We start from the raw sequence: 19,785 nt of genomic DNA on the forward strand, positions 1-19,785 counted from the left end.
CGTCCCCCGTGCATGGTATCCATCTCTCCCAGTCTCCGCCCGTCGCCGATACAGAACGGAGAACGCAGCTTGACCTTGCCTTCACGAGATTTCGCTATCTCGCTTGCGAGACGTGGAGCGTTCCAGTCGCTGCGCTAACAGCCAACCGACGACACGCCCACGCAGCCTCTGGGGACACTGACACGCCACGCCCAGAAGGACGGAGATATTTCCTGCCCTGTGTAACCGGCTGACGCCACCGTGGCGGTGCTTTTGTATCGGGCATCACACCAGACCTTCTCGCTTGGAGGTCCTGAGGTCGGCAAGTGGCGCAACGCCATGCCCTCACGCTGACGGGGGCAAGGTCATGAAAGGCTCGGTCGCCCACTACTTGGATACCGCCGAGCGTCTGGAAAAGATCGTCCCGACGGTCGATCCTGCGAACGGGGATATGATCATCGTGTATATCACAGAAGACGCCAGCGGCGGGCGGGCGTTCCGCATGTCGCCCGAAATCGGTGCGGACTTCCGCTCCTTATTCTCCAGGCTGATCCGCGAGAAGGCGAACTGAATTTCCATCCGGTGGTGGAAGAATGGCCCGCTGCCTCAATGGTGGCGGGTCTCTTCAAGGCACGACAACACGACGTACCCACACTCATGGCACTTGAGCAAGTCCTGGTCTTCTCTCCGCTGGTCAACCATGGACTCCTGCCTTGCTCGCCATATCCAGCAGCGCGGGCATTGAGGCTTATCGTCGATAAGGGGCTGATACGTCTCTAAGCGGGCACCGGCAGCGACCTTGTTGTCCAGATCGGATTCCAATTTTGCTTTGGCTTCATCCTGCAGGTCCAGCCTGTGCCTTAGGTCTCCGGCCTTCTTCTTTTCGTCGAAAGCTAACCGTTCGGCGTCGTGCATGAGGGTTTCGCTGAAGCGGACCATTGCTTGATGGAGTGCAAGGACGCACGCGGAGTGCAAGATGGCCCTATGAGGTACACCCGAATGAGGTACAGCGAGCCACGGTGGCTTCGGGCTCAGCCAATTCAGCGCGTGGCTGGCGATAGTGCGGACGCCGAGCGTACACTTGCGCTTGAGAAAACCACGAAGGCGAAAAGCAGCACCGCTGCAGCCACGATCAGCGAGCCGACGGCAACGACCGGTTCGATTGCCGTATAGCCTCCGTGCAGCATCAGATACAAAGCAGGAAGCATGATCACAAGCCCGACGTTATATAAGCCGTAGTGGATCATCGCGATTTTCCGCCCGGCCTTTGCCGGGTTAAGGGCGTAGTAGCCGCCGAAGATTGCACTTGTAACCCATCCGAGGAGATTGATGTGCGCATGCGCCGGAAAGGCGCTGTGGTCGCCCGAAATCGCCATTTGCAAGCCGGCGCCAATCCCCAGGATGAGCCACACGACTGCCGTCTTAAAGAAGAGATCCGAAACCTTAGGCATGACACGTCCTCCCCGTAGTGCCGATTTTTCAACGGGGGATATTAGGGTTCCCTAAAAAAGCAATGCAATCAAAATCAAAGACCATCCACAGGCCCGACCGCGCCTTACAGTGGTGCGCCTCTAACTGGCAGGACCAGGAACAAAGTGAGCGCGATCATTCCCGCTGTTCGGCCGCTGATCAAAATTCCCGACGAGAAAAATGAAGCCCGCTGCCTCACGGTGGCGGGCCTTTTAAGTTGGGCTGGCGATGAACTTGAGAAATGCGTCCCCAACGCCGGTTGTTCTCTTGGTCAGGAAAACGCCTTGGGTCCCCATCGCCGACATCCCGCCGGTGACGGCCAATCATTTGCTTCCCCCATGTCGCATCCATGTCGCGTGGACTCGCCGATAGTCGCAGGAAATCCTTGGAGATCAACGGTAGCGGTTTGCAACATGGCGCGACATGAAATTGGGTACGGGTGCCCATACCTGACTGTCAAGACATTGATTTTCTTGGAGAAAATTTGGTGCCCAGAGGCGGATTCGAACCACCGACACGCGGATTTTCAGTCCGCTGCTCTACCAACTGAGCTATCTGGGCCTGTCCGGCAAACAAAATCTCGTAAACCGGAGTTCATCAGGGCGCCGTGGGCGCCCCTTGAAAGCGCGTGGGTTATAGCATGGGAATCCGGCCTGTCCAGCGCCCAGGTGGCGATTTCAGACAGGAAAAAGAGATGCCATGCATCGGCCGGTTCTGGTGCCGCGGCGACAGCCGGGATGGCTCGCGGCGCGCTGCCATTTCGTCCTTCTCTGTCCTTGTGCGCGTTGCCATCGCGGGCCGCGATGCCGTGACCCGTCTTTTAGCCGGCAATCCGGGTGCGGCAACGCATTCGCGGCATCGGTCATGCCTCGCCGGTCGTCGCGTTCTATCTGGCGCCTGTCACGCCCCTGCGGAAATCGGAGGGCGACATGCCGGCCAGCTTGCGGAACGATTTGTTGAACGCGCTAAGCGAGCCGAAGCCAGAATCCATGGCGACGCGCAGCACATTGGCGTCCTGATGCATCAACAGCGCCTGCGCGTAGCTCAGCCGCAGCAGGTTGACGTATTCGTTGAGTGTCATGCCGGTCGATTTCTTGAACAGGCTCATGGCGTATTTGGGATGGATGTCGGCGGCCGCCGCGATGTTCACGCAGTCGATGTCGTAGAGGAAGTTCTCGGCGATGAAATCGCACATGCGCCCGACATTGCGCGACGACTGCTGGTCGAAGGGGTTGCCCGTTTCCTGCCCGGGCGCGGTTTCGGGTACCAGCCGGTATGGCTCGAACCGCACCCGCTCGAGCCGCAGCAGCAACTCGTTGACGGCGTGTTCCGCCTTGGCCTGGTCACCGGACCGGGCGTAGCGGTTCCAGCGCTCGAAATTATGGTTGTCGGACTGGTCGGTGGCGCCGGTCACCAGCGTGGCGCCCGTCATCAGCCGATGCCGGATATCCGTGGGCAGGTGCAGCCGGAAGAAATGCACCAGCGGCAGATGCGCTCCGGCATAGATGGCGTCGTCGGACAAATCGTCCATCTGGTGCGGCAGGCCACCCCAGAACAGGCACATCTCGCCGGCCGACAGCGAAATCTCGTGGTCGTTCATGCGGTAGTGCACGCTGCCGCGCACAATGAAATTCACCTCGACCTGGGCGTGCCAATGCGGCTTGAGCATCACCAGAGGATTGGTGTGAAACATCTGCAGCAGCAGCGGCAGACCTTCCACGCTGCTGGCGCCCGGCTGGTAAAACGGCCGTTCCGGCATCTTACTTTCCGCCAATTTCATATTCCCTTTGACGGCGACAGGCCCTGCCCACTGCATAGTCTAGCCATGCTCACAGTGAGAGAGCAAATGAAATGGGAGGATTTCAATGCGCATCATACTGACCTGCGCCGCGCTCGCGCTCGCCCTGGGCTCTGCCCCGGCCTTTGCGCAATCCGGCGAAATCACGATCTGGAGCTGGAATGTCGCGGCTTCATCGCTGAAGGCGACCGTTGCCGGCTTCAACAAGCAATTTCCCGACATCAAGGTGACGGTCCAGGATCTCGGCAACCAGCCGACCTACGACAAGTCGATCGCCGGCTGCGCCGCCGGCGGCGTCGGCCTGCCTGACATCGTCACCATCGAGAACGGCGAAGCCGAGAACTACTGGAGCCAGTTCCCCGACTGCTTCGTCGACCTGCATACGCTGGGCTATACCGCCGAGGACCAGAAGAAATTCCCCGACTTCAAGCGCACCGAGCTCGAAGTTGGCGACAAGGCCTATGCGATGCCGTGGGATTCGGGTCCGGTTGCCGCGTTCTATCGCCGCGACTTCTACGAAAAGGCCGGCGTCGATCCGGCATCGATCAAGACCTGGGACGATTTCATCGCCGCCGGCAAGAAGATCCAGGCCGCCAATCCGGGCGTCTCGATGACCAATGCCGATTTCAACGGTGACAGCGAATTCTTCCGCATGATCTCCAACGAACAGGGCTGCGCCTATTTCGCCGAGGACGGCCAGTCGATCACGGTCAACCAGCCGAAATGCATCGATGCCATGACCAAGGTCAAGGAGATGAAGGATGCCGGCATCGTCTCCTCGGCCGACTGGGGTACCAAGATAACCAACAACACGGCTGGCACGGTCGCCACCCAGATCTATGGTGGCTGGTATGAAGGCACCGTTCGCACCGAATCGGCCGGTGAAAACGGCAAATGGGGTGTCTACCTGATGCCGAGCCTCACCGCCGACGGCCCGCGCGCCGCCAATCTCGGCGGCTCCTCGCTGGCCATCACCTCGGCGTCCAAGAACAAGGAAGCCGCCTACGCCTATATGAAATACACGCTCGGAACGAATGAAGGCCAGATCACGATGCTGAAGGAGTTCGGCCTGGTGCCGTCCCTGATCTCGGCGCTCAATGATCCCTATGTTTCGGAAGGCCTGCCGTACTGGGGCGGCCAGGCGGTGTGGAAGGACATCCTCGGCACCTTGCCCAAGGTTGTTTCAAGCCGCGGCACGCAATTCCAGAGCGACGCCGAAATCATCGTCCGCGCCGTGCAGACCAAATATCTGGCCGGCGGCTACCCCGACGCCAAGGCAGCGCTCGACGATGCCGCAAGCCAGATCGCCGCAGCGACCGGATTGCCCGTCAAATCCTGATCTGGACGAGATGTCCCGGGCGGTATTGATGCTGCCCGGGACCATTCCGAACGCGCCCCGGGTCTCGCCAGGGCGCGCCAACCTCTGAACGCGGAAAGGAGGCAACAATGCGCTATCAGAACGCCACGGCGTATCGCTTCCTCGCGCCCTATCTGCTGATCTTTGCAATCTTCTGGGTATGGCCGATCATCGATTCCTTCATGATCTCCTTCCAGGCGACGCGCACCGTGCCGTGGCGGTTCGCACCCGGCTTCAACTGGGGCCGATTGATCGGCGACCCCGCCTTCTTCAACGCATTGAAGAACACGCTGCTCATCCTTGTCATCCAGGTGCCGGTGATGATCACGCTGGCGATCGTGATGGCGGTGCTGTTGAACTCGCCGCTGCTCAAGGCGAGGGGTCTTTACCGCTTCGCCTTCTTCGCCCCGGTCGTGGTCGGCGAAGTTGCCTACTCGGCGGTCTTCCGGCTGATGTTCAACCTCAACTTCGGCATCATCAACAAGCTCTTGAACAGCGTCGGCCTGCCCAGCATCGACTGGTTTTCCAACGTCACACCGGCGATGGCGCTGATCATGATCGCGGTGACCTGGCGCTGGGCCGGTTACAACGCCATCATCCTGCTCGCCGGCATGCAGTCCATACCCGAAGATGTCTATGAGGCGGCGACGCTGGACCGCGTCAGCAAGTTCAAACAGTTCTTCTACATCACTCTGCCGCTCTTGAAGCCGGTCATCGTGTTCTGCCTCGTGCTGTCGATCATTGGCACCATGCAGCTGTTCACCGAGCCCTTCCTGATCACCGAGCGGGGCGGACCGGGCGGCGGCACGGAAACGCTTGGCCTGTTGCTTTACCGCCAGGGTTTTCGGTCGCTCAACTTCGGCTACGCATCGGCCGTTGCCTACACCATGGCCGCGCTGGCGATCGCGATCACGCTGGTGCAGCTATGGCTGACGAGGGAACCGAAATGAGTTCGCGTTCTTCCGCCAGGCTGGGACGCAGCATCGCGCTGCATCTGTTCCTGACGCCGCTGGCGCTGGTCTGGCTGTTTCCGCTGTGGATGATGGTGGTGTTCTCGACCATGCCGGACAACGGCATCTTCAGCCCCGGCATCGAGCTTTTGCCGCACGGCAACTTCATGGACAATTTCAACAATCTGCAGCGTGACACCGACTTCGTCGGCGCCATCGGCATTTCGGTCTCGGTGGCGGTGACCTACACGTTCCTGTCGGTGCTGCTGACGTCGATGGCCGGCTGGGCGCTGGCCCGCTACCGGTTCTTCGGCAAGGGCGTGGTTGTCGCCATCATCCTCGGCACCATCACGCTGCCTTACGCGGTGGTGCTGATCCCGCAATTCATCATGGTGGCGCGCGATTTCAAGCTCGCCAACACCTGGGTGGCGCTGATCGTGCCGCCGCTGTTCAATTCGCTCGGCGTGCTGTTCATGCGGCAGAGCTTCTCGATGATGCCGGACGACCTTTTCGATGCGGCGCGCGTCGAGGGGGTGAAGGAATGGCGCATCTTCCTCTTCGTCGCGCTGCCTCTGGCGCGGCCGATGCTGGCGGCGCTCGCCATCATCCTGTTCCTCGCCTCCTGGAACAACTATTTGTGGCCGCTCCTGATCAACAGCCAGCCGGGGTCGATGACGGCGCCGGTGGCGCTCGGCACGCTGATCGGTCTCACCAAGGTGTCGTGGGGTGGCATCATGGCGGGCGCGGTGATGCTGACGGTGCCGATGCTCATCGTCTTCGTGCTTCTGCAGCGCCATTTCATCGCCGGCATCGCCGCCGGCGCGGTCAAGTAAGGGGCAGAATGGCAACGGTCACGCTCAACAATGTCATCAAGCGTTTTGGCGTCTTCGAGGTCGTCCATGGCGCCAACATCGACGTCAAGGACGGCGAGTTCGTCGTCTTCGTCGGCCCCTCCGGCTGCGGAAAATCGACGCTGCTCAGGATGATCGCCGGGCTCGAGGACATCAGCGGCGGCGAGATCGCCATCGGTGGCAAGCTCGTCAACGACGTCGAGCCGGCCGACCGCGGCATCGCCATGGTCTTCCAGTCCTACGCACTCTATCCGCACATGACGGTCGAGCAGAATCTGAGCTTCGGATTGCGGATGACCGGCAATCCGAAGGCCGACACCGACCGGCGCGTCAAGCGAGCCGCCGAAATCCTGCGCATAAACGAACTGATGAAGCGGCGTCCTAAGCATTTGTCGGGCGGCCAGCGCCAGCGCGTCGCCATCGGCCGCGCGATCGTGCGCGAACCGCAGGTGTTCCTGTTCGACGAGCCGCTTTCCAATCTCGACGCCGAGTTGCGCGTCCAGATGCGGGTCGAGATATCGCGGCTGCACAAGGAACTCGGCACCACCATGATCTATGTCACGCACGACCAGACCGAGGCGATGACACTCGCCGACAGGATCGTCGTGATGCGTGCCGGCCATATCGAGCAGATCGGCCGGCCGCTCGATCTCTATGACGATCCCGACAATCAGTTCGTGGCCGGCTTTGTCGGCTCGCCGAAGATGAACTTCATCAACGGCCGCATTGTCGGGCGCGATGCACGGGGTGTGGTGGTCGAGCTGGCGGGTCAGGAGAAGACCCGTATCGCGCAACCGCTGACGGGTGCCGCACCCGAAGCAGGAAGCAAGGTCATCGTCGGCGTGCGTCCCGAACATTTCGGCAGCGCCGGAGAGGGCGACACCGACCTTGTGGTTCGCATCGACGTGGTCGAGCACCTGGGCGGCACAAGTTTTCTCTATGCCAGAACGGCGCACGGTGAAGACGTGGTGATCCAGCGCGACGCGGCCAAGGTTCCCGACGCGTCCGAGATCACCGTTTCCATCCGCAAATCCTACCTGTTCGACGAAAAAGGACTGCGGCTGCGCTGACCGGCCGCCCTTTCCAGCCTTCAAGGAGAATGACAATGACCTCAACCACGCCCATTCGCTGGGGCATTCTCGGCCCGGGCAGCATCGCCCAGGCCTTTGCCGGTGGCGCGGCCGCTTCGCGCACTGGGAAGCTGGTTGCCATCGGCGCGCGCAATCCCGCCAAACCTGGCCTCGCCGAGAGTTTTCCCGGCGCCCGCATCCTCGATGGCTACGATGCCTTGCTCGCCGATCCGGATGTCGATGCCGTCTACATTTCGATCCCGCATCCCGGCCATGCGCAATGGGCGATCAGGGCGGCGGAAGCGGGCAAACATGTGCTTTGCGAAAAGCCGCTTGCGCTGACCGCCTTCGAGGCCGACGCCATGATCCATGCCGCGCGCAAGGCCGGCACCTTTCTCGGCGAAGCCTTCATGTACCGATTGCACCCGCAGACGCTGAAGCTGGTGGAACTGATCAGATCGGGCGTCATCGGCGACATCCGGATGATCAAGTCGAGTTTCGGCTTTGCCATGCCGGGCTTCATGCCGGAGCATCGGCTCTATGCCAACGATCTTGCCGGCGGCGGCATTCTGGATGTTGGCGGCTATCCGGTCTCGATGGTGCGGCTGATTGCCGGGGCAGCGGCAGGTCTCCCCTTCGCCGAGCCGGACAAGGTGGTTGGTGCTGCCCATCTTGGTCAGTCCGGCGTCGACGAATGGGCCTCGGCGCTGCTGCATTTCCCGGGCGGCATCATTGCCGAAGTTTCCTGCAGCATCTCGCTTAACCAGGACAATGTGCTGAGAATCTTCGGCACCAGGGGCCGCATCGAGGTGCCGGACTTCTGGTTCGCCGGCGGCAACCGTGATGTCGGCCTGGGTAGGATCGACGTGATCGGGTCCGATGGCGCGCGCGAGACCATCAGCGTCAACGAAAAGCGCCATGTCTATTCCTTCGAGGTCGATGCTGCCGGGGAGGCCATCCAAGCAGGACGGCAGGAGTTCGCCTGGCCAGGCATGGGCTGGGCCGACAGTCTCGGCACCTTGCGCGTCCTCGACAGATGGCGGGCGGCGGCGGGCCTGGAATATGGGATCGAGAAGGCGCCGCAGCGCGCCAACACCATCTCCGGCCGGCCTTTGCGCTCGGGCGGCACGGCGATCGGCAAGCGCACCATTCCGGGCCTGTCGAAGCCGGCGTCGGTGGTGGCGCTCGGCTTCGAGGATTTCCGCACCTTTTCATCGGGCTCGATCCTGCTCGATGCCTTTTTCGAGGCCGGCGGCAATCTCTTCGACACCGGCTATGTCTATGGCGGCGGTTACACCGAGGCGCTGCTTGGCGAGTGGTTGAAAAACCGCGGCGTGCGGGCGCAATCGGTGGTCATCGCCAAGGGCGCGCACTCGCCGCTCTGCTATCCCGATGTGATCGGTAAGCAGCTCGCCCAGTCGCTCGACCGGCTGCAGACCGACCATGTCGATGTCTACTTCATGCACCGCGACAATCCGGATGTGCCGGTCGGCGAATTCGTCGATGCGATGGATCGTGAGGTGAAGGCTGGCCGCATCCGCGGTCCGTTCGGCGGCTCGAACTGGACGATGGAGCGCATGGACGAGGCTATTGCCTATGCCGAACGCACCGGCAAGCAGAAGCCTGGCGCATTGTCCAACAACTTCTCGCTGGCCGAAATGCTGGAACCGATCTGGGCGGGCTGCGTGACCTCGTCCAGCGACGAATGGAAGGCCTGGCTGAGGTCCTGCCAGATGCCGAATTTCGCCTGGTCGAGCCAGGGGCGCGGCTTTTTCACCGATCGCGCCGGGCGTGACAGGCACGACAATGAGGAACTGGTGCGGGTCTGGTACTCGGAGCGGAATTTCGGCCGCCGCGACCGGGCGATCGACCTGGCCGCGAGGCTGGGCAAGAGCCCGATCCATATTGCACTGGCCTATGTGCTCAACCAGCCCTTCCCATCCATTCCGCTGATCGGGCCGCGCACGCTGGGCGAGTTGGACGACAGCCTGCGCGCCCTCGACATCACACTTTCGCCGGCCGATCTCGAGTGGCTGGACGGCGGCAGCCTGCGCGCCGCCTGATGCATGTCGCCCAAAAGTGCGCAGCGGTTTTGGGGTAACGACATGCATGAACCTGATGCATGTCGCCCAGAAGTGCGCAGCGGTTTTGGGACAACGTGCATAAAAGCAGGACCCCAACAGCGGCGTCAGGTCTCGTCGTCCGGCAGGCTGGCGCCGCGTCTGGCCGGAGTTCTCATGCTGGCATACATGCCGGTGGTGCGGAATTGGCTGGGCGTAATGCCGTAGCAGCGGCGGAAGACCTTCGAAAAATAGTTCGCGTCCTCGAAGCCGCACAGGATGGCGACTTCCTTCACCGGCAGGAAATCCGCCTTGGTCAGCAGCTTCGCCGCCCGTTGCAGGCGCTGCTGCAGCACGAACTCGGCGGGCGGCAGGCCTTCGCTCTCGGCAAAACAGCGCGAGAAATGGGCCCGGCTGAGGCCACTGATCTGGACAAGATCCGCCACCGGCAGCGGCTTGTCGAGGTTGGCACTGATGTGATCGATGACCGGCTGCATGGCGCTCTGTTTTTCGGCAAAGGCATGTGAGCCGAAGACATCGTCATAGAGTGCCATCGCAGCTTCGTAGGCGACGGCGGAAGCGGCACCCGGCGAAGCAGCCCCCTTGATGAGGCGCAGGCTGCAATCGGCAAGATGATCGATCGTCGCCGGCTGCAGCCGAAACACCGGACCCGAAGTGCCGAGTATGGATTTGTGGATGCGCAGCGCCTCCTCGCCGTTCATCGAAATCCAGAAATATTCCCAACGCTCATCCTTGGCCAGCCAGTAACGGTGGTTGTGCGGCACCAGCACCAGCAAAGTGTCGTTCTTCTGCAGGCGGTAGTTGCGGTTCTCATAGCGCAGCCGGCCGGTCCCGCTGATCGTGTGCTGGAGCACTGTGAACGGTGTCTGGCCGCGCCTGCGCCCGTCCCAGTCGTAGATCTCGTCCTCGCGCACTTCATAGCCCGTGCTCGTCGGCATGGCGTGCAGGCGCTGGCGGCCGCGCGGCAGCGAGATCGTGCGCATGGACTGTCCGTTGGCTATCAAATCCTGCAGCATAAAATTACCCTTGAAAGCATAATCCTTCTCTGGTCGCGCTCGCGAATAAGCGCATAATCCCCCTCGAAAAGCGAGAGAGATCCGCAGTCGAGGAGCGGACAGGGAGGTTGGCAGGCCGGAATCCGGCTTGTCTTGCACACATGTCATGGCATGTGGCTAGACCTTTCGTTGTCATTCCTTGCCTGACATTTGAAGGAAATGAGGTCCGGCTGATGAGTTTCAAAATCGCTATCATCGGTGCCGGCAGCGTCGGCTTCACCAAGAAGCTGTTCACTGACATTCTGTGCGTACCCGAATTCACCGACATCGAATTCGCGCTGACTGACGTCAGCGAGCACAATCTTGAGATGATCAAGGCGATCCTCGACAGGATCGTCGAGGCCAACGGACTGCCGACCAAGGTGACGGCGACCACCGAGCGCCGCAAGGCGCTCGAAGGCGCACGCTATGTCATCAGCTGCGTGCGGGTCGGCGGCCTCGAAGCCTACGCCGACGACATCAGGATTCCCCTGAAATACGGCATCGACCAATGCGTCGGCGACACGATCTGTGCCGGTGGCATTCTCTATGGCCAGCGCAACATTCCGGTGATCCTCGATTTCTGCAAGGACATACGTGAGGTCGCCGAGACGAACGCCAAATTCCTGAACTACGCCAATCCGATGGCGATGAACACCTGGGCAGCGATCGAATACGGCAAGGTCGACACCGTCGGGCTCTGCCACGGCGTCCAGCACGGCGCCGAGCAGATCGCCGAGGTGCTGGGTGCGAAGTCAAGGCAGGAACTCGACTATGTCTGCTCCGGCATCAACCACCAGACCTGGTTCATCGATCTGCGCCTGAACGGCCGCGAGATCGGCAAGGATGAACTGGTTGCCGCCTTCGAGGCGCATCCTGTCTATTCCAGGCAGGAAAAGTTGCGCATCGATGTCTTGAAGCGCTTCGGCGTCTATTCGACCGAAAGCAACGGCCATCTTTCGGAATATCTGCCCTGGTACCGCAAACGGCCCGACGAAATCACGCGCTGGATCGACATGTCCGACTGGATCCATGGCGAGACGGGCGGCTATCTCCGCTATTCCACGGAAACCCGCAACTGGTTCGAAACGGAATATCCACAGTTCCTCGAAGCGGCGTCACAGCCGATCGATCCCGAGAAACGTTCCAACGAGCATGCCAGCCATATATTGGAGGCGCTGGAGACCAACCGCGTCTATCGCGGCCATTTCAACGTCAAGAACAATGGCGTGATCACCAACCTGCCGCGGGACGCCATCATTGAGTCGCCCGGCTTCGTCGACCGCTTCGGCATCAACATGGCCGCCGGCATCACGTTGCCGGAAGCCTGTGCCGCCACCTGCATCGCCTCGATCAATGTCCAGCGCATGTCGGTCCATGCCGCGATATCAGGCGACATCGATCTCCTGAAGCTCGCCGTGCTGCATGACCCTCTGGTCGGCGCGGTTTCAACCCCGGAGGAGGTCTGGCAGATGGTCGATGAAATGGTCGTCGCCCAGGCAGCCTGGCTGCCGCAGTATGCCCACGCGGTTCCGGCCGCCAAAGAGCGGCTGTCGACATCTGCGGTGAAGACCCGCGAGTGGGCGGGCGCAGCGCGGCGCAGCGTGCGCTCGATCGAGGAATTGCGCGCCGAAAAAGCCGCGCTGAAGCAGGCCGGCTGAAAACCTCATGCGGTGATGGTGGATCTACGGGAGGCAGATCCACTGCCAGGAAGCCGTTTGAATTCGAGGAGAAACGGAGCAGGTGAAAATGCTCCGGAACAAACAAGAGGGAGAGAGACAGTGAGGAATTTACGCAATATCGGCCTTGCTGCCGGACTGGCGCTGAGCGTCTCGGTCTCGGCACTCAGTGCATACGCTTCCGAGCCGACGGTTCCGCCGGCGCCGACACCGTTCCCCGCCGAGGGCAAGATCAAATATGTGGCGCGTGACTCCATCCTGGAGTTCAAGGCACTCCCGCAATATCACGAGCCTGACTGGGTTACCGAGAAATACGTCAAGACCGGCAAGCTGCCGCCGGTGAAAGACAGGCTGCCGAAAGAGCCGCTGGTCTTCAAGACCGGCAACATGCAGGACGGCATCGGCGTCTATGGCGACACGATGCGCCACGTCATCGGCGGTCGGCCGGAAGGCTGGAACTACGGTGCCGGCCAAACGCAAGGCTGGGGTGGCATCGATATCGGCCTTTCCGAATGCCTGACGCGCACCGCGCCGCTGTTCCAGGTCGAGGCCAAGGACACAGAACCGCTGCCAAACCTCGCCAGGAGCTGGGATTGGTCGAGCGACGGCCACAAGCTGACGATGCACCTTGTCGAAGGCGCCAAATGGTCGGATGGCGTGCCCTTCAACGCCGACGATGTCATGTTCTACTGGGACGACGAGGTCGTCGATCCCAACGTCTCGCCGCTGAACGGCGCGACGCCTGAAACCTTCGGTGTCGGCACCACGCTGAAGAAGATCGACGACTACACCGTCGAATGGACCTTCAAGGAAGCCTTCCCGAAGCAGTATCTCTACGCAATGGCCTACGGCACCTTCTGTCCCGGCCCCGCGCACATCCTGAAGCCGCAGCATCCGAAATATTCGAAGAACACCTACGACCAGTTCAAGAACGCCTTCCCGCCGGAATTCATGAACATGCCGGTGATGGGCGCCTGGGTGCCGGTCGAATATCGGCCGGACGACATCATCGTCATGCGCCGCAACCCCTACTACTGGAAGGTCGACGAGAAGGGCAACCAGCTGCCCTACCTCAATGAACTGCAGTACAAGCTGTCGACCTGGGCCGACCGCGACGTCCAGGCGGTCGCCGGCTCGGCCGACTTCTCCAATCTGGAGCAGCCGGAAAACTTCGTCGCCTCTCTGAAGCGTGCGGCGGAGGCGAACGCGCCGGCCCGGCTGGCCTTCGGCCCGCGGCTCATCGGCTACAATCTGCGCCTGAACTATTCCGCCAATGGCTGGGGCAACCCGGACGAACGCAGCCAGGCGGTTCGTGAGCTGAACCGCAACGAGGATTTCCGCAAGGCCGTTACCATGGCGCTCGACCGCAAGGCGCTCGGCGACTCGCTGGTCAAGGGCCCGTTCACCGCCATCTATCCCGGCGGCCTGTCGTCGGGCACCAGCTTCTATGACCGCGATTCGACCGTCTACTTCCCCTTCGACCTCGAGGGTGCCAAGGCCGAGCTCGCCAAGGCCGGCCTCAAGGATACCGACGGCGACGGTTTCGTGAACTTCCCGGCCGGCACCGCGGGCGGCAAGAACGTCGAGATCGTGATGCTGGTCAACAACGACTACACCACCGACAAGAGCCTTGCCGAAGGTGTTGTCGGCCAGATGGAAAAGCTCGGGCTTCGGGTCGTGCTCAACGGCCTCAACGGCACCCAGCGCGACGCTTCCCAATATTCCGGCCGCTTCGATTGGTTGGTCCGACGCAACGATCAGGAGCTGACGTCGGTGGTGCAGAACACCGAGCAGCTCGCCCCGGTCGGTCCGCGCACCAGCTGGAACCATCGCGCGCCGGAAAACGGCGAGGTCGATCTGATGCCTTTCGAAAAGGACCTCGTCGACATCGTCAACAAGTTCGTCTCGACGCAGGACAATGACCAGCGCGCCAGCCTGATGAAGCAGTTCCAGAAGATCTCGACGGAACACGTCTACAATGTCGGCCTGACGGAATATCCTGGCGCGCTGATCGTCAACAAGCGCTTCTCGAACATTCCGCAGGGCACGCCAATTTTCATGTTCAACTGGGCCGAGGATTCGATCATCCGCGAACGGGTCTTTGTCGCGGCCGACAAGCAGGCGAAATACGAATTGTTCCCCGAAGAACTTCCCGGCAAACCCGGAGACAAGGGGCCAATGAATTAGGTTTACCTCCCTGACCAAGAGAACTCCGGCCGCGCCGCTGGCGCGGCCGGACAAAACCAACCTCCGGACGCAACCAAAGGGCGCGGTCGGCGATACAAGGAAGCGGACCGTCCATGTTGCGATTCCTGCTCACGCGCATAGCGTCGGCAATACCGGTCCTCGCCATTCTGAGCCTGGTCACCTTTGCCATCATCCAGGCGCCGCCGGGCGATTATGCCGACTACATCCGCTCACAGCTGATCAATCAGGGTGGAGCCTCCTTCGCCGAGGCCGACGCGCAGGCCCAGGCCTATCGCATCGAGCATGGCCTCGATAAGCCGCTGCCCATTCAGTATCTCAACTGGATCGGCGGCATCATCACCCGCGGCGATTTCGGCTACAGCCTCTACTACAACAAGCCGGTCGCCGATGTGGTCGGCGAGCGTCTGCCGCGCACGCTGCTTCTGGCGCTGGTCTGCCATCTGCTCGCCTCGGTCCTCGGCATCGGCTTCGGCATTTGGGCCGCGACCCGGCAATACACCTGGATCGACTCGACGCTGTCGGCCATCTCGTTCCTCGGCATGACAGTGCCGCGCTTCCTGATGGCGCTGATCATCGTCTATCTCCTGGTCTTCCAGTTCAACGTGTCGGAAATCGGCAGCTTCTTCTCGCCGCAATATGGCGGCGCGCCGTGGTCGTGGGCCAAGTTCGCCGACCTGGTCAAGCATGTCTGGCCGGTCGTGGCGATCGCCACCTTCGGCGGCCTCGCCTACAACATGCGCGTCATGCGCGGCAATCTGCTCGACACGCTGAACGCGCAATATGTCGAGACGGCGAGGGCCAAGGGACTGACCGGCGCCGCCGTCGTCATGCGCCACGCCGTGCCCAACGCGCTGCACCCGCTCGTCATGTATCAGGGCGTGGTGCTGCCCTACATGCTGACCGGTGAGATCGAGACGGCGATCATCTTCGCGCTGCCGACCGTCGGCCCGGCGATCGTCGGCTCCATGGCTGTCGGCGATGTCTATGTCACCGCCACCTTCATGATGGTGCTGTCGGCGACGCTGATCGTCGGCAACATCATCGCCGACATGCTGCTCGTCCTGCTCGATCCGCGCGTGCGCCAGTTCGGGGAAAGCTGAGATGCTGGCTTTCGACAATCTGCCACCGCCGCTGCCTGCCGAGGGAGCCATCAACAAGCCGCAGCGCGGCAACGAGAGCTACATGGCGCTTGTCTGGCGCCGGCTGAAGCGCTCCTGGACCGGCATGGCCGGGCTTTGCCTCGTCGTTCTGCTGCTGGTGATGGCCGTGTTCGCCGAGTTCATGGCGCCGATGGATCCGAAGGTCACCGATGTCGGCTTCGCCCCGCCGCAACTGCCCAGCTTTCACGACAAGGAAGGCAATTTCGTCGTGCGGCCGAGGGTCTACGCCCTGGCCGATTCGGCGGACCTCGATCCGGTCACCTTCCAGCCCGTCGTCGGCCCCGACTATGACCATCCAAGGCTGCTTGGGTTCTTCGCGCATGGCGCGCCATACAAGTTCTTCGGGCTGTTGCCGGCGGATCGGCATCTGTTCGGTTCGCTGGACGGCCAGCCAGTGCATTTCCTCGGCACCGACAAGTTCGGCCGCGACGTGCTGTCGCGCGCCATCCATGGCTCGCGCGTCTCGCTGATGATCGCGTTGACGGTCGTCTTCATCATCACCGTCATCGGCACCACCGTCGGCATGGTCTCCGGCTATTTTGGCGGCAGGTTCGATGTCTGGATGCAGCGTTTCGTCGAACTGGTGCTCGCCTTCCCGCAGCTGCCGCTCTATCTGGCGCTGACGACGCTGATCCCGGTTACCGCGCCGACCAACGTGTTCCTCGCTTTCGTCATCATCGTTATGTCGGCATTGGGCTGGGCGCAGATGTCGCGCGAGGTGCGCGGCAAGACGCTGGCGCTGGCGCGGATCGAGTATGTGCGCGCCGCCATGGCCGTTGGCGCCACCGACCGGCGCATCATCATGCAGCACATCTTCCCCAATGTGATGAGCCATGTGATCGTCGCCGTGACGCTGGCGATCCCGACCGTGGTGCTGCTCGAATCCTTCCTCGGTTTCCTCGGCTTCGCCGTGAAGCCGCCGTTGATCTCGTGGGGCCTGATGCTGCAGGACACCGCGACCTATTCCGTCATCGGCACCTATCCCTGGATCCTGTCGCCGGTCGGTTTCGTGCTCGTCACCGTCTTTGCCTTCAACGCGCTGGGAGACGGCCTGCGCGACGCCGTCGACCCCTATTGAGGGTGGCTGGGATGACCGTCGTGCTCACTGAATCCTTCGCCCCGACCGTCCGTCACGACCATGACGGACGCCACGACCAGCCCATCATCGACGCCCGCAATGTCGCCGTGTCCTTCAAAGTCGAGCATGGCGCCGTCGAAGCGGTCAAGGACATCTCGTTCCAGCTCTATCGCGGCGAGACGATCGCGATCGTCGGCGAATCCGGTTCCGGCAAGTCGGTGACGGCGCGCACCGTCATGGGACTGCTGTCGCGGCGCGCCACGGTGTCGCCAACGTCGAGCGTCTGTTATGACGGCCAAGACATCCTGAAATTCCCCGAGCGTGCCCGGCGCCAATTGCGCGGCAACCGCATCTCGATGATCTTCCAGGAGCCGATGAGCTCGCTCAACCCGATTTACACGGTCGGCAGCCAGATCGTCGAGGCGATCAGGGTGCATCGCAAGATGAGCCGCAGGCAGGCGCAGGCGCGGGCGCTCGAACTTCTGCAGCACGTGCAGATTCCCGACCCCGCCGCGCGGCTCAGGCAATATCCGCACCAGCTCTCGGGCGGGCAACGCCAGCGGGTGATGATCGCCATGGCGCTGGCCAACAATCCCGATGTGCTGATCGCCGACGAGCCGACCACGGCGCTCGACGTCACCGTCCAGGCGCAGATCCTGAACCTGATCCGCAGCCTGCAGAAAGAGCTGCGCATGGCGGTGATCCTGATCACCCACGACCTGACCGTGGTGCGCCAGTTCTCCGACTACGTCTATGTCATGCAGCATGGCGAAATGTGCGAGCACAACGTCACCGAACGGCTTTTCGCCGATCCGCAGCATCCCTATACGCGGCGGCTGCTGGCGTCCGAGCCGCGCGGGCGGCCAAAGCCGCTCCCCGACGGCAGCAGTACCATTCTCGAGGCGAGCGGCGTGCGCGTCTCCTTCATGCTGCGCCATGGCAGCTTCCTGAAACCGGACTGGCGCGAACTGGTCGCGGTCGACGACCTCGGCCTCAAACTTTGCCGCCACGAGACGCTGGGGCTGGTCGGCGAGTCCGGCTCCGGCAAGACCACCTTCGGCCAGGCCCTGCTCAGGTTGATCGACACCAAGCGCGGCGAGATCCACTTCGACGGCAAGCCGATCCACGGCCTGTCGAGGGCCGAGATGCGACCGCTGCGCTCGCGCATGCAGATCGTCTTCCAGGACCCGTTCTCCTCGCTCAACCCACGCATGACGATCGGGCAGATCATCGAGGAAGGGCTGGTCGTCAACAGCATAGGGGCGACGCGGCGCGAGCGGGTCGAACGGGTGCGCGAGGCGCTGGTCAGCGCCGGCATGCCCGGTGATATCCTATCGCGGTTTCCGCACGAATTTTCCGGCGGCCAGCGCCAACGCATCGCGATCGCCCGCGCCATCGCCCTGGAACCCGAATTCATCCTGCTCGACGAGCCGACATCGGCGCTGGACCTCTCCGTCCAGGCGCAGATCATCGACCTCTTGCGCAAGCTGCAGGACGAACGCGGATTGAGCTACCTCTTCATCTCGCACGACCTCAAGGTGGTGCGTGCGTTGTGCCACCGCGTCATCGTCATGCAGCACGGCAAGATCGTCGAGCAGGGCCCCGTCGACGAAGTCCTGTCCAATCCCAAGACCGCCTACACCGAACGGCTCGTCAGGGCCGCTTTCGACGTGGCTTGAACATATGCCGGAGGTTAGCGTGGCAAGAAATCCCAAGATCACTTTCATCGGCGCCGGATCGACGGTGTTCATGAAGAACATCGTCGGCGACGTGCTGCAGCGCCCGTCGCTTTCGGGCGCGACGATCGCGCTGATGGACCTCAATCCGCAGCGGCTGGAAGAGAGCGCCATCGTCGTCAACAAGCTGATCTCGACGCTCGGCGTCAAGGCGAAGGCCGAGACCCATTCGGACCAGCGCAAGGCGCTGGCGGGCGCCGACTTCGTCGTCGTCGCCTTCCAGATCGGTGGCTATGAGCCCTGCACGGTCACCGACTTCGAAGTGCCGAAGAAATACGGCCTGCGCCAGACGATCGCCGACACGCTCGGCGTCGGCGGCATCATGCGTGGCTTGAGAACCGTGCCGCATCTGTGGAAGATCTGCGAGGACATGCTCGCCGTCTGCCCGCAGGCGATCATGCTGCAATACGTCAACCCGATGGCGATCAACACCTGGGCGATATCAGAGAAATACCCTGATATCAGGCAGGTCGGCCTCTGCCATTCGGTGCAGGGCACGGCGATGGAACTGGCGCATGACCTCGACCTTCCGTACGAGGAGATCCGCTATCGTTCGGCCGGCATCAACCACATGGCCTTCTATCTGAAGTTCGAACATCGCCAGCCGGATGGATCCTACCGCGACCTCTATCCCGAGCTCGTGCGCGCCTATCGCGAAGGCCGCGCGCCCAAGCCCGGTTGGAATCCGCGCTGCCCCAACAAGGTGCGCTACGAGATGCTGACGCGGCTGGGCTATTTCGTCACCGAAAGCTCGGAGCATTTCGCCGAATACACGCCCTATTTCATCAAGGAAGGCCGCCCGGACCTTATCGAGAAATACGGCATCCCGCTGGATGAGTATCCCAAGCGCTGCATCGAACAGATCGAGCGCTGGAAGGGGCAAGCGGAAGCCTATCGCTCGGCCGAGCGCATCGAAGTCGAGCAGTCGAAGGAATATGCCTCATCGATCATGAATTCGGTATGGACGGGCGAACCCTCGGTGATCTACGGCAATGTCCGCAACAATGGCTGCATCACCTCGCTGCCCCGGGATTGCGCCGCCGAAGTGCCGTGCCTGGTCGATTCCTCGGGTATCCAGCCGACTTACATAGGCGACCTGCCGCCGCAACTGACGGCGCTGATCCGCACCAACATCAACGTGCAGGAGCTGACGGTGCGGGCGCTTATGAGCGAGAACCGCGATCACATCTACCATGCGGCAATGATGGATCCGCACACCGCCGCTGAGCTTGATCTCGATCAGATCTGGTCACTGGTCGATGATCTTCTCGCCGCTCATGGCGACTGGCTGCCGGCCTGGGCACGTATCAACCGCAAGAACGAGGCCGCCTGAC

Annotated in this window: 16 protein-coding genes and 1 tRNA gene; 12 read left to right on the forward strand and 5 right to left on the reverse strand. The window is 62.0% G+C overall.

Features of this window, described 5'->3' with window-relative positions; genetic code table 11:
- Window positions 1–346: 346 nt before the first annotated feature.
- The gene (locus AC1D10_RS14935) at window positions 347–550 is read left to right on the forward strand and encodes a hypothetical protein (protein WP_477272943.1); all 204 of its coding nucleotides are present in this window, start codon (window positions 347–349) and stop codon (window positions 548–550) included.
- A gap of 35 nt (window positions 551–585) precedes the next feature.
- Here the strand turns inward: AC1D10_RS14935 and AC1D10_RS14940 are convergent, their stop codons facing one another.
- The 4 genes from AC1D10_RS14940 to AC1D10_RS14955 all read right to left on the reverse strand — a co-directional run bounded on the left by AC1D10_RS14940 (window position 586) and on the right by AC1D10_RS14955 (window position 3,229).
- Window positions 586–894 carry a hypothetical protein gene (locus AC1D10_RS14940; RefSeq protein ID WP_477272945.1) on the reverse strand — a complete coding sequence of 103 codons (309 nt, stop codon included), beginning with the start codon at window positions 892–894 and terminating at the stop codon, window positions 586–588.
- A 125-nt stretch (window positions 895–1,019) separates the two neighbouring features.
- Entirely contained in the window at window positions 1,020–1,430 is a 411-nt protein-coding gene (locus AC1D10_RS14945; protein ID WP_477272947.1) for a hypothetical protein, read from the reverse strand.
- A 504-nt stretch (window positions 1,431–1,934) separates the two neighbouring features.
- A tRNA-Phe gene (locus tag AC1D10_RS14950) sits at window positions 1,935–2,010 on the reverse strand.
- Between the two features lie 325 nt (window positions 2,011–2,335).
- Window positions 2,336–3,229 carry a helix-turn-helix domain-containing protein gene (locus AC1D10_RS14955; protein WP_477272949.1) on the reverse strand — a complete coding sequence of 298 codons (894 nt, stop codon included), beginning with the start codon at window positions 3,227–3,229 and terminating at the stop codon, window positions 2,336–2,338.
- Between the two features lie 85 nt (window positions 3,230–3,314).
- Between AC1D10_RS14955 and AC1D10_RS14960 the strand changes: the two genes are divergently transcribed.
- The 5 genes from AC1D10_RS14960 (at window position 3,315) to AC1D10_RS14980 (ending at window position 9,538) form a co-directional block, all read left to right on the forward strand.
- Window positions 3,315–4,586: an ABC transporter substrate-binding protein gene (locus AC1D10_RS14960; RefSeq protein WP_477272951.1), complete on the forward strand. Its 1,272-nt coding sequence runs from the start codon at window positions 3,315–3,317 to the stop codon at window positions 4,584–4,586.
- A 107-nt stretch (window positions 4,587–4,693) separates the two neighbouring features.
- On the forward strand, window positions 4,694–5,554 hold the full coding sequence (locus AC1D10_RS14965) for a carbohydrate ABC transporter permease (RefSeq protein ID WP_477272953.1): 861 nt from the start codon (window positions 4,694–4,696) through the stop codon (window positions 5,552–5,554).
- The gene (locus tag AC1D10_RS14970; protein WP_477272955.1) at window positions 5,551–6,387 is read left to right on the forward strand and encodes a carbohydrate ABC transporter permease; all 837 of its coding nucleotides are present in this window, start codon (window positions 5,551–5,553) and stop codon (window positions 6,385–6,387) included. The genes AC1D10_RS14965 and AC1D10_RS14970 overlap by 4 nt, the downstream gene beginning before the upstream one ends.
- Window positions 6,388–6,395: 8 nt before the next feature.
- Window positions 6,396–7,475, forward strand: coding sequence for an ABC transporter ATP-binding protein (locus AC1D10_RS14975; RefSeq protein WP_477272957.1), 1,080 nt, complete (start codon window positions 6,396–6,398; stop codon window positions 7,473–7,475).
- A gap of 35 nt (window positions 7,476–7,510) precedes the next feature.
- Window positions 7,511–9,538, forward strand: a complete 2,028-nt coding sequence (locus tag AC1D10_RS14980; RefSeq protein WP_477272959.1) for an aldo/keto reductase — start codon at window positions 7,511–7,513, stop codon at window positions 9,536–9,538.
- 125 nt (window positions 9,539–9,663) lie between these two features.
- Here AC1D10_RS14980 and AC1D10_RS14985 read toward each other — a convergent pair whose 3' ends face one another.
- Window positions 9,664–10,719 carry an AraC family ligand binding domain-containing protein gene (locus AC1D10_RS14985; RefSeq protein WP_477272961.1) on the reverse strand — a complete coding sequence of 352 codons (1,056 nt, stop codon included), beginning with the start codon at window positions 10,717–10,719 and terminating at the stop codon, window positions 9,664–9,666.
- Between the two features lie 65 nt (window positions 10,720–10,784).
- Here AC1D10_RS14985 and melA (AC1D10_RS14990) point away from each other — a divergent pair, with 65 nt between their 5' ends.
- The 6 genes from melA (AC1D10_RS14990) (at window position 10,785) to melA (AC1D10_RS15015) (ending at window position 19,784) form a co-directional block, all read left to right on the forward strand.
- A complete protein-coding gene (melA, locus tag AC1D10_RS14990) occupies window positions 10,785–12,251 on the forward strand; it encodes an alpha-galactosidase (RefSeq protein WP_477272963.1) in 1,467 nt (488 codons plus the stop codon).
- A gap of 120 nt (window positions 12,252–12,371) precedes the next feature.
- Window positions 12,372–14,456: an ABC transporter substrate-binding protein gene (locus tag AC1D10_RS14995; protein ID WP_477272965.1), complete on the forward strand. Its 2,085-nt coding sequence runs from the start codon at window positions 12,372–12,374 to the stop codon at window positions 14,454–14,456.
- A gap of 113 nt (window positions 14,457–14,569) precedes the next feature.
- Entirely contained in the window at window positions 14,570–15,577 is a 1,008-nt protein-coding gene (locus tag AC1D10_RS15000) for an ABC transporter permease (RefSeq protein WP_477272967.1), read from the forward strand.
- A 1-nt stretch (window position 15,578) separates the two neighbouring features.
- Complete coding sequence (locus tag AC1D10_RS15005) at window positions 15,579–16,715, forward strand: ABC transporter permease (protein WP_477272969.1); 1,137 nt, start codon at window positions 15,579–15,581, stop codon at window positions 16,713–16,715.
- Between the two features lie 11 nt (window positions 16,716–16,726).
- The gene (locus AC1D10_RS15010) at window positions 16,727–18,394 is read left to right on the forward strand and encodes an ABC transporter ATP-binding protein (protein ID WP_477272971.1); all 1,668 of its coding nucleotides are present in this window, start codon (window positions 16,727–16,729) and stop codon (window positions 18,392–18,394) included.
- 19 nt (window positions 18,395–18,413) lie between these two features.
- On the forward strand, window positions 18,414–19,784 hold the full coding sequence (gene melA / locus AC1D10_RS15015) for an alpha-galactosidase (RefSeq protein WP_477272973.1): 1,371 nt from the start codon (window positions 18,414–18,416) through the stop codon (window positions 19,782–19,784).
- Window position 19,785: the final 1 nt, after the last annotated feature.

It is taken from the genome of Mesorhizobium sp. P2_A8 (genome assembly GCF_056404935.1).